The 13,759-nt window shown below is 72.3% G+C and carries 11 protein-coding genes; 7 read left to right on the top strand and 4 right to left on the bottom strand.

Annotated elements, in window-relative coordinates; genetic code table 11:
* Window positions 1-121: 121 nt before the first annotated feature.
* Window positions 122-1,435, bottom strand: coding sequence for an isocitrate lyase (gene aceA / locus K8F61_RS09160; RefSeq protein ID WP_231821429.1), 1,314 nt, complete (start codon window positions 1,433-1,435; stop codon window positions 122-124).
* A gap of 197 nt (window positions 1,436-1,632) precedes the next feature.
* On the opposite strand from aceA, the gene K8F61_RS09155 reads away from it, so the two are divergent.
* Window positions 1,633-3,003, top strand: coding sequence for a helix-turn-helix domain-containing protein (locus tag K8F61_RS09155; protein WP_231821535.1), 1,371 nt, complete (start codon window positions 1,633-1,635; stop codon window positions 3,001-3,003).
* An 87-nt stretch (window positions 3,004-3,090) separates the two neighbouring features.
* Here K8F61_RS09155 and K8F61_RS09150 read toward each other — a convergent pair whose 3' ends face one another.
* Both K8F61_RS09150 and K8F61_RS09145 read right to left on the bottom strand, forming a co-directional pair.
* Window positions 3,091-3,750 carry an amino acid deaminase gene (locus K8F61_RS09150; protein ID WP_231821428.1) on the bottom strand — a complete coding sequence of 220 codons (660 nt, stop codon included), beginning with the start codon at window positions 3,748-3,750 and terminating at the stop codon, window positions 3,091-3,093.
* A gap of 159 nt (window positions 3,751-3,909) precedes the next feature.
* Window positions 3,910-4,461 carry a TetR/AcrR family transcriptional regulator gene (locus K8F61_RS09145; RefSeq protein WP_231821427.1) on the bottom strand — a complete coding sequence of 184 codons (552 nt, stop codon included), beginning with the start codon at window positions 4,459-4,461 and terminating at the stop codon, window positions 3,910-3,912.
* Window positions 4,462-4,539: 78 nt separating this feature from the next.
* On the opposite strand from K8F61_RS09145, the gene K8F61_RS09140 reads away from it, so the two are divergent.
* A complete protein-coding gene (locus tag K8F61_RS09140) occupies window positions 4,540-5,238 on the top strand; it encodes an MBL fold metallo-hydrolase (RefSeq protein WP_231821426.1) in 699 nt (232 codons plus the stop codon).
* Between the two features lie 49 nt (window positions 5,239-5,287).
* Here K8F61_RS09140 and K8F61_RS09135 read toward each other — a convergent pair whose 3' ends face one another.
* A complete protein-coding gene (locus tag K8F61_RS09135; RefSeq protein ID WP_231821425.1) occupies window positions 5,288-6,823 on the bottom strand; it encodes a PucR family transcriptional regulator in 1,536 nt (511 codons plus the stop codon).
* Between the two features lie 106 nt (window positions 6,824-6,929).
* Here K8F61_RS09135 and gabT point away from each other — a divergent pair, with 106 nt between their 5' ends.
* From gabT to K8F61_RS09110, 5 genes are all read left to right on the top strand, one after another.
* On the top strand, window positions 6,930-8,288 hold the full coding sequence (gabT, locus tag K8F61_RS09130) for a 4-aminobutyrate--2-oxoglutarate transaminase (RefSeq protein WP_231821424.1): 1,359 nt from the start codon (window positions 6,930-6,932) through the stop codon (window positions 8,286-8,288).
* 99 nt (window positions 8,289-8,387) lie between these two features.
* Window positions 8,388-9,767: a flavin monoamine oxidase family protein gene (locus K8F61_RS09125; protein ID WP_231821423.1), complete on the top strand. Its 1,380-nt coding sequence runs from the start codon at window positions 8,388-8,390 to the stop codon at window positions 9,765-9,767.
* Window positions 9,764-10,663 carry a universal stress protein gene (locus tag K8F61_RS09120; protein WP_231821422.1) on the top strand — a complete coding sequence of 300 codons (900 nt, stop codon included), beginning with the start codon at window positions 9,764-9,766 and terminating at the stop codon, window positions 10,661-10,663. Before K8F61_RS09125 ends, K8F61_RS09120 begins: the two co-directional genes overlap by 4 nt.
* On the top strand, window positions 10,660-12,231 hold the full coding sequence (locus K8F61_RS09115) for an APC family permease (RefSeq protein WP_231821421.1): 1,572 nt from the start codon (window positions 10,660-10,662) through the stop codon (window positions 12,229-12,231). Before K8F61_RS09120 ends, K8F61_RS09115 begins: the two co-directional genes overlap by 4 nt.
* Before the next feature lie 52 nt (window positions 12,232-12,283).
* Window positions 12,284-13,753 (top strand): NAD-dependent succinate-semialdehyde dehydrogenase, encoded by a 1,470-nt coding sequence (locus K8F61_RS09110; protein WP_067243876.1) that lies wholly within the window; start codon window positions 12,284-12,286, stop codon window positions 13,751-13,753.
* The last annotated feature ends 6 nt before the right edge of the window (window positions 13,754-13,759 follow it).

Raw genomic sequence — 13,759 nt, 5'->3', positions numbered from 1 at the left:
AGCGGAGCCGGTGGTGGTGTCGAGACCCCCTCTTGGCCCCGAAACCCCCTCGGAGATGCGTGATTCGGAGGGGGTCTCGGGAGGCCGAGGGGGTCTCGACGGATGCGGCATCCGCGACGGCTTAGTGGAACTGCGCGGCCTCGGTGGAGCCGGCGAGGGCGAGAGTGGCGCTGTCGGGGTTGAGCGCGGTGGAGATGACGTCGAAGTAGCCGGTGCCCGCCTCGCGCTGGTGCTTGGTGGCGGTGTATCCGGAGGCCTCGGCGGCGAACTCCGCCTCCTGCAGCTCGACGTACGCGCTCATGGCGCGCTCGGCGTATCCGCGGGCGAGGTCGAACATCGAGTGGTTCAGGGCGTGGAAGCCGGCCAGCGTGATGAACTGGAACCGGTATCCCAGTTCCGCCAGCTCCTGCTGGAACGTCGCGATCTCGGCGTCGGACAGGTGGCGCTTCCAGTTGAAGCTCGGCGAGCAGTTGTAGGCGAGCATCTTGCCGGGGAACTCCGCGTGGATCGCCGCGGCGAACTCGCGGGCGAGCGCGATGTCGGGCTCGCCGGTCTCGACCCACAGCAGGTCGGCGTAGGGCGCGAAGGCCAGGCCGCGGCTGATGACCGACTCGATCCCGGCGCGGATCCGGTAGAAGCCCTCGCTCGTGCGCTCGCCGGTGGTGAACGCCTGGTCGCGCTCGTCGACGTCGCTGGTGAGCAGGTCGGCGGCGAGGGCGTCGGTGCGGGCGATGATCACCGTGGGGACGCCGGCGACGTCGGCGGCGAGACGGGCGGCGTTCAGCGTGCGGATGTGCTGCTGAGTGGGCACGAGGACTTTGCCGCCGAGGTGGCCGCACTTCTTCTCGCTCGCCAGCTGGTCCTCCCAGTGGATCCCCGCGGCGCCGGCCTGGATGAGCGACTGGGCGAGCTCGTAGGCGTTCAGCGGCCCGCCGAACCCGGCCTCCGCATCCGCGACGATCGGGGCGAGCCAGTCCCGCGTGACCTCGCCCTCCGCGTGCTCGAGCTGGTCCTGGCGCAGCAGCGCGTTGTTGATGCGGCGGACCACCGACGGCACGGAGTTCGCCGGGTACAGCGACTGGTCCGGGTACGTCTGGCCCGCGAGGTTGCCGTCGGCGGCCACCTGCCACCCGGAGAGGTAGATCGCCTTCAAGCCCGCGCGGACCTGCTGCACGGCCTGCCCGCCGGTGTAGGCGCCGAGCGCCCGGACGTAGTCCTCGGTGTGCAGGAGGTTCCACAGGTTCTCGGCGCCGCGGCGGGCGAGCGTGTTCTCCTCGCGGACGGAGCCGCGGATGCGGACGACGTCCTCGGCGGTGTAGGTGCGCTCGATCCCGTCCCAGCGCGGGTCGTTCTCCCAGCTCTCGCGGAGCTCGGCGGCCGTCTGGACCTGGTCGCCCGCGCGGAGGCCGGCGGGGCGGGGTGCGGTGTTCGTCATGGCGTCTCCTTCGGGGAACCGGCATCGGTGCCGGATGGCGTGCTCCCACTCTGTGTGAAGTTCGAGGTCGGATCCGGTCGGATCGGGTGTGAATTTCTTCCGAATTTCTGTTTCTGTGACAGAATCGCCCCGTGGACGACAACACCGACGCGCTCACCATCGGGCGCCGCATCCGACAGCTGCGGACCACCCGCGGGATGACGCTGGAGGCTCTGGCGACCGCCGTCGATCGCGCGCCGAGCCAGATCTCGATGATCGAGACCGGCAAGAGGGAGCCGAAGCTCACGCTCCTGCAGGCGATTGCGCGGGCCCTCGACACGTCGCTGGACGCGTTGCTGGAGGACGGCCCGCTCGACGAGCGCAGCACCCTGGAGATCGCCCTGGAGCGGGCGATGCGCGGGGGGACCTTCCAGACGCTCGGCATCGAGCCGTTCCGGATCGGGAAGTCCGTGCCGTCCGAGGCGCTGGCCGCCATGCTCGCGCTGCACGGCGAGATCGAACGGCTGCGCGACGAGCGCGCGGCGACACCGGAGGAGGCCCGGAGAGCGAACCTGGAGCTGCGCCATCTCATGCGCCGTCAGGACAACTACTTCGCGGAGCTGGAGGCGAAGGCGGCGCAGATCCTCGACGCCGTCGGTCATCCGGGCGGTCCGCTCACCCAGCGCACCGCCTCCGAGATCGCGGCCTACCTCGGCTTCACGCTCCACTACGCCTCGGATCTGCCGCAGTCCACCCGCTCGGTCGCCGACCTCGCGCACGGGCGGCTGTATCTCCCCAAGTCGGTGCCGGCCAAGGGCGATGCCCGCACGGCGGTGCTGCAGGCGCTCTCCAGCCGGATCCTCGGACACGGCGAGCCCCGCAGCTACGCGGAGTTCCTCCGCCAGCGGGTGGAGACGAACTACCTCACGGGCGCCCTGCTGATCTCCGAGGCGCACGTGGTCCCGGTGCTGCAGGACGCAAAGTCCCGGAGAGCCATCTCCATCGAGGACCTGCGCGACGCATACTCGGTCTCGTACGAGACGGCCGCCCACCGGTTCACCAACCTCGCCACCCGACACCTGGACATCCCGGTCCACTTCCTGAAGGTGCACGAGTCCGGCACCATCACCAAGGCCTACGAGAACGACGACGTGAACTTCCCGACGGACCGGCTCGGATCCATCGAAGGGCAGATGTGCTGCCGGCGGTGGACGAGCCGGGTGGTCTTCGACATCGAGGACCGGTTCAACCCGTACTTCCAGTACACCGACACCGGGAACGGCACCTACTGGTGCACCGCGCGGGTGGAGCCCTCCAGCGAGGGGCTGCACTCGGTCAGCGTGGGCGTGCGCTTCGACGACACGAAGTGGTTCGTGGGCCGCGACACCCCGAACCGCGGGGTGTCGAAGCACTCGGTCGAGGCGTGCTGCCGCCGAGCGCCCGCCGAGCTGGAGCAGCGGTGGCGGGAGAACTCCTGGCCGAACGTGCGGACGCCGAGGACGCTGCTCGCGACCCTGCCGACCGGATCCTTCCCCGGCGTGGACACGACGGACGTGTACGAGTTCCTGGAGGCGCACGCCCCCGCCTGACCCGCTCGGCCGGCTTTTGGGGCGCGAATCGGGGACCCGGGGCGCCGGGCGGCGCGCGCCGGCCCCGGGAAGGGCCCCAAACGAGGCTTAGGCCGCGTTCCAGCGCAGGCGGGCCGAGGCCTCGTCGAGCTCGCGGCGGAGGGCGGACACGTCGGCGACGGGGAAGGTCGTCACCAGGAGCGGGGAGGCGCCCGGGGTCGGCGCGACGGCATGGACGAGAGCGCGGAACCCGCCGCGTTCCGCGCCGAGGGCGGTGTGGGTGGCCCGGCCGTCCACCGGGGCGAACCAGGCGAACTCGGCGGCGTCCCGCACGGACGCGGCCGCCGCGTCGGCGCGGGCGAGCAGGGTCGTCGATCCGCTCCACGGCAGGAAGTGGTCCACGGGCAGGCCGAGCGAGACGGCCAGCGCGTCGCCGAGCCAGCGGTCGCGCTTCAGGCCGTACGGCGTGGGCATGGTCGAGAGCAGGTACCCATAGCCGTGGAGCAGCCCCGCGTTGCCCACCGGCCAGGACGCCGAGAGCCCCGCGCGCTCGTGCAGCGCGTCGAACAGGGCATGGGGGATGATCTCGCCGCCGGTCTTCTCGTCGATCACGGTGGACGCGCCCCAGTGGGAGAACCGGTCCGCCGCCCGGTCGTCGTCGATCGACGCGCCGAGCCAGGGGAGCGCGGTCAGGGCGTCATGGGCGGCGTCCGCCGTGCCGTCGGCGGCACGCTCGGCGACGCGGATGAGCTCATCAATCGGGGCCACGGTGCCCACCCTACGTGACCGCGCGCTCGACCACGACGGCCGGGACGTGCGGACGCGCGTGCTCGGGATCCTCTCGGACAACCTCGCCGACGACGGACCCCGAGGGGCGGGTGGGGGCGCATCGGCCGGATGCGGGCGCGTGGTCCGCGCAGGCGCAGCTCAGGCGCCGAGACCGCGCAGGACGGCGTCGAGCCCGTGCGCGAACGCCGTGTCGACGTCCCCGCCCTGGCGGAAGGCGCCGCTCTGCTCCATGGTGCAGAACCCGTAGGCCCAGGCGGTCAGCGTGCGGGCGGCGGAGAGCGGGTCGTCCGGGGCGATCGTCGTCATGGTCTCCAGGAGGATCCGCATGACGGGCGCCGTCGCCCCGGTGGACGGCCCGGTGCCCTCGGCGGAGAAGAGCAGCGTCGTGACCCGGGGGGAGCGGGCGGCGAACGTGCGCAGCGCGTGCGCGATCCCGACGAGCCGCGTGCGCGGGTCCGGAGTCGACACGGCCACCGCGTCGATCATCCCGGTCAGCTCCGCGGCCGCGTCGTCCGCGGCCAGCCGCAGCAGCGCGAGCCGGTTCTCGGCGCGCTTGTACAGGCTCGGCGGGCGCACGCCGACGGCCGCGGCCACGGCGCTCATCGTCACCGCGTCCACGCCGTCGCGCTCCGCGATCCCACGCACGGCGCGCACGAGCGTCTCCGTGCTCACGCGCTGCGGTGCGGGCATCACGGCCTCCTCTGCTGTCGTCTCGCGTCCACAATAGGCTATTGACCATAGCCATGAAAGCTATGTAACGTAGCCTTCATGACCACGCAGCTTCTTCGGATCGGCGACGACATCGTCGCGATGCACGCGATCGTGACCCCTGACGGAGTCACCCTCATCGACGCGGGACTGCCCGGCGACCGCCGTCGACTGGAGCGGGCGCTCGTGAAGGCCGGCCGCACGCTCAGGGACATCCGCGGCGTCGTCCTGACGCACGGCGACAGCGACCACATCGGAGTGGCGGAGTGGCTGCGCCGGACCTACGGCGTGCCGGTGTACGTCCACGAGGCGGACGCCGACCGGGCGCGGGGCACGAGCTCGTCGCACGCTCCCGGCGGGGCGTGGCGCCTCGGTCCGGTCCTGCGGTTCCTCGGCGGGGCGCTGCGGCGGGGTGCGATCCGGACGCGTCCCGTGACCGAGGTGCGCACCATGGTCGACGGCGACGTGCTGGATCTCCCCGGGCGCCCCGAGATCATCGGGATCCCCGGGCACTCGCCGGGATCCGTGGCGATCCGGGTCCCGTCCGCCGACGCGCTGTTCCTCGGCGACGCCGTCACCACGCGCAACGTGCTGACCGGTCGGACGGGCGTCGGGATCGGGCCCTTCAGCGACGAGCCGGCCGTGACGCCGGGCAGCCTGGAGCGGCTGCGCGGCCTGCCCGAGCGGCGGCTCCTGCCCGGCCATGGCCCGGAGTTCTCGGGTACGGCCGACGACCTCCTCGCCGCGCTGTCGTCCTGAGCCTAACGCCGACGCCGACGCCGCAGGCACGGGCGGTGGGTGCGCCGGCTCAGGCCGGAGGATCGGAGAGGCGCAGCGCGGTCCAGAGCTCGGCGCGAGCCGGGAACGCAGCGAGGTCCATCCCCAGCAGCTCGGCGGCCTGGGCGATGCGGGTTCGCAGCGTGTGGCGGTGCACCCCCAGCGCGGCGGCGGCCGGTTCGAGCCGGGCGTCGTGCTCGAGCCAGACGCGCAGCGCGCGCTCCAGCTCCCCGCCCCTCGTGCCGCGGCCGCCGGATCCGTCGGCGGCCACGCTGAGGGCGTCGTGCCGGCGGAGCGCGGACAGCCGCGACTCCGCGGCGAGGCGGGCGGCGTCGGTGGCGAGCGATTCCAGGATCGTCGCCGAGGCCTCGTCGCCGTACCGCGCCACCCGCCCGCCTGCAGGGGAGCGGCGCAGCGCCGTCAGCGCCTGCGCATGGGCGCGGGAGAACGACGCGTACTCGTGCGGGTCGGAGGCGCCGACCGCGACACCGGCGTGCCGGGCCAGGTCGTCCAGCGCAGGTGCGTCGCCCTCCGTGACGCACATCACGACGCCCTCGTCGGACTCCGCGACGAACGCGGGGGAGGCGCCGCGGTGTCGGTCCCACCACTCCAGCACCGCCGTGTCGTGGCCCCCGGTGGCGACCGCGACGATGACGGGCGCCGGGGGGAGGGCGCCGAGCACGCGCCGGGCGAGCGCGGGGTCGTCGTCGAGGAGCGACGCGAGCAGCTGGGTGTGCAGTCGCCGGCGGCTCCGGGCGAGCTGATCGCTCTGCTCCAGAGACAGCCCGGCCATGGCGATCACGGAGGTCACCACGGTGCGGGTCTCCGAGTCGAGGGCGGCGGCGGCGATCGCGATGACCCCGCGGAGGTGTCCGGTGCGGCCGAGCGTGAACAGGGTGAACGCGCCCTCGCCGTGCTCGATCGTGCGGCTCGCCGAGCCGCCCCGGGCGATCAGCTCGCGCGCGGCGGCGGCGATGTCCGCGGGAGGATCCGCCTCGGCCGGATGCGCGTGCGCGATGGCGCCCGCGGCGTCGAACATGCCGACCCAGCACCCGAGCCGTCGGGCCAGCTCGCTGAGGGTGGACTCCAGTCCGCGAGGCCGTAGGGCGGCGATCGCCAAGGCGCGCTGGGTCTCCAGCGCCCAGGTCCGCCGGGCGTAGGCCTGCGCGGCGATCGCCTCCGCGTGCGCGCGGGCCACGGCGATGAAGGGAGTGCCGTAGGGAACCTCGAACAGCGCGAGGCCGTGGGAGCCGCACGCCCGCACCAGCTCGTCCGGCACGCCGGCGCGGTGCACGTCCGCCCCGAAGCCCAGGGCGACCACGCCGCGGGCGGCCAGGCGGGCGACGTAGGGAGACCAGGAATCGGCGTCCGTCATCTGCGTCCCGGTGGTCAGCAGGACGAGGTCGTCGGCGAGGAAAGGGGTCGGGTCGGCGAGGTCGGAGCTGTGCACCCAGCGGACCGGGTGGTCGAGGGCGGGATCCGCGATGCCGAGCGACGGGATCGCACGCAGGCGGAGATCGCGGCGATCGAGAAGAGTGCGGAGCGTGGGGGGTGAGGCGGTGTCCACGGCGACTCTCCTCGCGAATCAGGGTTATACGGACGGGCGAAAACTGCCTCACAATTGTACGGTCCGGCGAGTGCATCCGCCCCGCCGTGGTCGTAGCCTCGGCGGCATGACCCTCATCGATGAGACCTCCACGATCCCTGCCGGTGGACCGACGCTCCCTCAGGAGCGCCGTCTCGTCACCGAGCTCCCCGGCCCGCGATCCGCGGCCATCCTGGCGCGCAAGGCGGACGCCGTCGCGGCCGGCGTCGGCCACACCGTTCCCGTGGCCGCCGTGGCCGCAGGCGGCGGCGTCGTCGTGGATGCCGACGGAAACTCGCTCATCGACCTCGGCAGCGGCATCGCCGTGACCACGGTGGGCAACGCCCACCCCGCCGTCGCCCAGGCCATCGCCGCGCAGGCCGCGCAGCTCACGCACACCTGCTTCATGATCTCCCCGTACGAGTCGTACGTCGCGGTCGCCGAGGCCCTGAACCGCATCACCCCCGGCGACTTCGCGAAGAAGAGCGCCCTGTTCAACTCGGGCGCCGAGGCCGTGGAGAACGCGGTCAAGATCGCCCGCAAGCACACGGGCCGTCAGGCCGTCGTGGCCTTCGACCACGGTTACCACGGACGCACCAACCTCACCATGGCGCTGACCGCCAAGTCGATGCCCTACAAGAGCGGCTTCGGCCCGTTCGCCCCCGAGGTCTATCGCGTCCCCGGCTCCTACCCGTTCCGCGACGGCCTCACCGGCCCCGAGGCGGCGAAGCGGGCGATCACGCTCGTGGAGAAGCAGATCGGCGCCGACAACCTCGCCGCCGTCATCATCGAGCCGATCCAGGGCGAGGGCGGCTTCATCGTCCCCGCGGACGGCTTCCTCAACACCGTCGTCGACTGGTGCCGCGCCCACGGCGTGGTCTTCATCGCCGACGAGGTCCAGACCGGGTTCGCGCGCACCGGCGCGATGTTCGCGAGCGAGACCTTCGGCATCGAGCCGGACCTCATCACCACCGCCAAGGGGATCGCCGGCGGCATGCCGCTCGCGGCCGTCACCGGCCGTGCCGAGATCATGGACTCCGCCCACGCGGGCGGTCTCGGCGGCACGTACGGCGGGAACCCCGTCGCGTGCGCCGCCGCGCTCGCCGCGATCGACGCCTTCGAGAACGAGGGGATGGTCGAGCGCGCCCAGCAGGTCGGCGCGATCCTCGTCGAGCGCCTCACCGCGCTGAAGGAGAAGGACCCGCGCGTGGGCGACGTGCGCGGGCACGGCGCCATGATCGCCGCCGAGTTCGTCGACCCCGAGACCGGCGAGCCCGACGCGGCGCTCACGGCGGCCGTCGCCAAGGCGGCGATCGCCCAGGGCGTCATCGTGCTGACCTGCGGCACGTTCGGCAACGTCATCCGCTTCCTCCCGCCGCTCGCGATCGGCGACGACCTGCTCCGCGAGGGGCTCGACGTCGTGGCCGACGCGCTCGCCGGGGCCTGAGACCGTCGACCGCGGCCGGGATCGGGGGATGCCGGGCCGCGGTCGACACATTCCCGTCCGCGCTGCGGACCGTCCATCCCCGCCGACGAAGGAGTACCCATGACCACGGTGTCACCGACCACCCAGGAGATCAGCCGCGACGTCGTCATCGTCGGCGCGGGAGCCGCAGGGCTGACCGCGGCGAACGAGCTGCGCAAGGCGGGTCTGTCCGTCGCCGTGCTGGAGGCGCGCGACCGCGTCGGCGGGCGACTGTGGACGGACGTCATCGAGGGCGCCATGCTGGAGATCGGCGGCCAGTGGGTCTCGCCGGACCAGGACGCGCTGATCGAGACGATCGCCGATCTGGGGCTGGAGACCTTCAGCCGCTACCGCGAGGGCGACAGCGTCTACGTCGGCCCGGACGGCGTCGCCAAGCGCTTCACCGGCGAGATGTTCCCCGTCTCGGCCGAGACGGAGCGTGTGATCGCCGAGATCACCGAGCGCCTCGACGCCATGGTCGCCGAGATCGACCCCGAGCGCCCGTGGGCCCACGAGAAGGCGGCCGAATGGGACGCGATCTCCTGGGACGCGTGGCTCCGCGCGCAGACCGACGACGACGAGGCCGTCCGCAACCTCGCCTTCGCGACCGGCTCGGCGATGCTCACCAAGCCGACGCACTCCTTCTCCCTCCTGCAGTCGCTGCACATGGCCGCCTCGGCCGGGTCCTACTCGCACCTCGTGGACGCCGACTTCATCCTCGACAAGCGCGTCGTCGGCGGGCTCCAGCAGGTCCCGCTGCTGCTCGCCGAGCGGCTCGGCGACGACGTGCTGCTGAACCAGCCGGTGCGCACGCTCGAATGGGGCGAGAGCGGCGTGACCGCCGTGACCGACGAGGTGACGGTCCGCGCGCGGTACGCGATCCTCGCGCACGCGCCGGTGCTCTACAGCCGGATCTCCTTCGTCCCGGCCCTGCCCCGCCGCCAGCACCAGCTCCACCAGCACCTGTCGATGGGCTTCGTCATCAAGGTGCACGCGGTGTACGACCGGCCGTTCTGGCGCGAGCAGGGACTCAGCGGCACCGCCTTCAGCCCGTACGAGCTGTCGCACGAGGCGTACGACAACACCAACCACGGCGACGAGCGCGGAACGCTGGTCGGCTTCGTGTCCGACCACAACGCCGACGACCTCTTCTCGCTCACCGCCGAGGAGCGCAAGGGGCGCATCCTCGAGTCGCTGTCGCACTACTACGGCCCCGAGGCCAAGAACCCGGTCGTCTACTACGAGAGCGACTGGGGCTCGGAGGAGTGGACCCGCGGGGCCTACGCCGCCAGCTTCGACCTCGGCGGGCTGCACCGCTACGGGGCGGATCTGCCCGCGCCCGTCGGCCCGATCCACTTCGCATGCAGCGACATGGCCGGAGCGGGCTTCCAGCACGTGGACGGGGCGATCCGGATGGGACGGCGGGCCGCGCGCGAGATCCTGGAAGCGAGCCGGGCATGAGCGCCGGCATCGTCGTCGGCTACACGGCGACCGATGCCGGCTCCGACGCCGCAGTGTTCGGGGCGCGTCTCGCGCGCGCCCTGGGCACGCGGCTGCACCTGGTGATCGTCCTTCCCCGCGACGGCACGCGCAGCGCCGCCGTCGCGCCGGACCGCGCCTACGAGGACGTGATCCGGGGCCAGGCGCGGACCTGGCTGGACGAGGCGCTGCGCACCCTTCCGCAGGACGTGCCCCGCAGCGCCCACGTCCGCTTCGGCGAGTCGTTCGCGGAGGGGCTGGTCGCGGCGGGCGAGGAGTTCGGCGCGCGGATGATCGTCGTCGGCGCCGCCGGCGGGGGACTGCTGGGCCGCCACCGGCTCGGCAGCGTCGCCTCCGAGCTGCTGCACTCGTCGACCCTTCCGGTCGCACTGGTCCCCGCCGGCGGCGCGGCCGACCCCGCCACCGCGCTGACCCGCGTGACCGCCGCCCTCGGCACCCGGCCCGGCGCCGACGTGCTGCTCGATGAGGCAGTGGGTCTCGCGGGCGCCGCCGGCGCGTCGCTGCGACTGATCTCGCTCATGCCCTTCGACGTGCCCCCGGGGCTCGACACCGGAGCCATCCGCATCGCCGGGGACGAGCACGGAGAGGACGTCCTCTCCGCCGCGCGGGCCGCCCTGCCCGCCGGCGTCTCGGCCGAGGTCGAGCGCGCGCCCGGCGACAGCGTCGAGGACGCCGTCGCCCACCTCGACTGGCAGCCCGGCGAGGTCGTGCTGGTCGGATCCAGCCGGCTCGCCCAGCCCCGGCGTCTGTTCCTCGGCTCCACTGCGGCGAAGATGCTGCACGTGCTGCCGGTCCCGATGATCGTCGTCCCGCGCACCCGAGCCGCGGGCCACCCCCTCGGAGGAGACCCCGCATGATCGACACCACACGGGCGACGGAGCCCGGCCCCGGGGCGACGGAGCCCGAGTCCGGGGTGACCGGCGGGATCTCCCGCAAGGGGCTCAGCGCCGGGACGGTGGGCCTGATCGGCGCCGTCGTCATCGGCATCTCCTGCGTCGCGCCGGCCTACACCTTCACCGCCGCCGTCGGCCCGACCGCGTCCGTGGTCGGGCTGCAGGTGCCGGCGATCATCCTCGTCGGCTTCCTCCCGATGCTCCTCGTCGCATTCGGGTACCGCGAGCTCAACCGGCGGATGCCCGACTCCGGCACCTCGTTCACCTGGGCCTCGCGGGCCTTCGGCCCGTGGATCGGCTGGATGGCCGGGTGGGGGCTGATCGCCGCCACCATCCTCGTGCTGTCGAATCTCGCCGGCATCGCGGTGGAGTTCCTGTTCCTGCTCATCGCGCAGGTGACGGGCAACGCGGCGATCGCGGACCTCGCCGGCGTCACGTGGATCAACATCCTCGTGTGCCTGCTCTTCATGCTCGGCGCCACGGTGATCTCCTACCGCGACATGCAGACCACCCAGAAGCTGCAGTACTTCCTCGTCGGGTTCCAGATCCTGGTCCTGCTGTTCTTCGCGATCGCCGCGATCGTCAAGGGGGCCTCCGGCGACGCGTTCGATCCGACCCCGTTCGACTGGCAGTGGTTCAACCCGTTCGCGGTGTCGTCGTTCAGCGCCTTCGCGGCGGGACTGTCGCTGTCGATCTTCATCTTCTGGGGCTGGGACGTCACCCTGACGATGAACGAGGAGACGAAGGACCCGGAGCGCACGCCCGGTCGGGCGGCGACCGTGACCGTCCTCACGATCGTCGCGCTGTACCTGCTGCTCGCCGTCGCGATGATCATGTTCTCCGGCGTCGGCACCGGCGCGCTGGGCCTGGGCAACGAGGACATCCAGGAGAACGTGTTCTTCCACCTGTCCGGCCCGATCCTCGGCCCGCTGGCGTTCCTGGTCTCCCTCGCGGTGCTCACCAGCTCCGCGTCGTCCCTGCAGTCGACGTTCGTCTCGCCCGCACGGACGCTGCTGGCGATGGGCCATTACGGCGCGTTGCCGTCGACGTTCTCGAAGGTGAGCCCGCGCTTCTTCACGCCGGGATACGCGACGATCGTCTCGGCGATCGTCGCCAGCGCCTTCTACGCGGTGATGCGCTTCCTCAGCGAGGACGTGCTGTGGGACACGATCACGGCGCTGGGAATGATGATCTGCTTCTACTACGGCATCACCGCGTTCGCGTGCGTCTGGTACTTCCGCAAGCAGTGGTTCGACTCCGCGCGCAACGTCTTCTTCACCTTCCTGTTCCCGCTCGTCGGCGGCGTGATCCTGGCCGTGCTGTTCGTCACGACCCTGATCGACTCGATGAGCCCCGACTACGGCAGCGGCTCGAGCATCGGAGGCCTCGGGCTCGTGTTCGTCCTCGGTGTCACCGTGATCCTGCTCGGCATCGTCGTGATGGTCTGGCAGGCCGTCCGCCGACCGGCGTTCTTCCGGGGGGAGACCCTCGGCACGGACGCTCCGCTGAGCGCCCGCCGACCCCGCCGCTGACCCCGTTCCGCCGGCACGCCGGCACCGACCCGCCACCCACGGAGGAGAATCCATGACCACGCAGATCGCACCGGTCGAGCAGGAGCTGCTCGACCGCGTCCCCACCGGCCTCTTCATCGGCGGCGAGTGGGTGCAGACCGAGCGCACCTTCGACGTGCACGACCCGTCCACCGGAGCCGTGATCCGCTCGATCGCGGACGCGACTCCCGAGGACGGCATCCGCGCCCTCGACGCCGCCGTCGCCGCGCAGGACGCCTGGGCGGCGACCCCGCCCCGCACCCGCAGCGACATCCTGCGCCGCGCCTTCGACCTCGTCCAGGCCCACAAGGAGGACCTGGCGCTGCTGATGACCCTCGAGATGGGCAAACCCCTCGCGGAGGCCCGCGGCGAGGTCGCCTACGGCGGCGAGTTCCTCCGCTGGTTCAGCGAGGAGGCCGTGCGCATCTCCGGCCGTTATGGCCTGAACCCCGAGGGCACGGGCCGCATGGTCGTCTCGCAGCGTCCCGTCGGACCGTCGTTCTTCATCACGCCGTGGAACTTCCCCTTCGCGATGGCGACGCGGAAGATCGCCCCGGCGCTCGCCGCCGGCTGCACGGTGGTCATCAAGCCCCCGGCGCTGACGCCGCTCACCACGATCTTCTTCACCACGCTGCTGGAGGAGGCGGGGCTGCCCAAGGGCGTGGTCAACGTCGTGCAGACGTCCCGGTCAGGGGCGTTGTCCGGGCCGATCATCGCCGACCCGCGCCTGCGCAAGCTCTCCTTCACCGGTTCGACCCCGGTCGGCCAGCGCCTCATCGAGCAGGCGGCCCAGGGCGTGCTGCGCGTCTCGATGGAGCTCGGCGGCAACGCGCCGTTCGTCGTGTTCGAGGACGCCGACCTCGACAAGGCCGTGGAGGGCGCACTGGCGGCGAAGTTCCGCAACATCGGCCAGGCCTGCACGGCGGCCAACCGCTTCATCGTCCACGCGGACGTCGCCGAGGAGTTCGCCCGCCGGGTGACCGAGCGCGTGCAGGCGATGAAGGTCGGCCGCGGCACCGAGGAGGGCGTGACCATCGGCCCGCTGATCGACTCCGATGCCGTGGACAAGGCGGCCGAGCTCGTCGGCGACGCCGTCGACCGCGGCGCGCGGCTGCTCGCCGGCGGCACGGCGATCGAGGGGGAGGGCACGTTCTACGCCCCGACGGTCCTCACCGACGTGGTGGCCGGCAGCGCCATCCTGAAGGAGGAGATCTTCGGCCCGGTGCTGGCGATCGCCACCTTCCGCGACGAGGCCGAAGCCGTGCGCCTGGCCAACGACACCGAGTACGGGCTCGTCTCCTACGTGTTCACCGAGGACCTGCAGCGCGGTCACCGGATGATCGACGCGCTCGAGACGGGCATGATGGGGCTGAACGTGGGGGTCGTCTCCAACGCCGCCGCCCCGTTCGGCGGAGTCAAGCAGTCCGGGATCGGCCGCGAGGGCGGGTTCGAGGGCATCCACGAGTTCCTGTCCACCAAGTACACGCTCATCCCGGTCGACTGAGAGGAA

It is taken from the genome of Microbacterium resistens (assembly GCF_021172025.1).
Lineage (GTDB): Bacteria > Actinomycetota > Actinomycetes > Actinomycetales > Microbacteriaceae > Microbacterium > Microbacterium resistens.
This window is presented reverse-complemented; position numbering and strand designations above follow the sequence as displayed.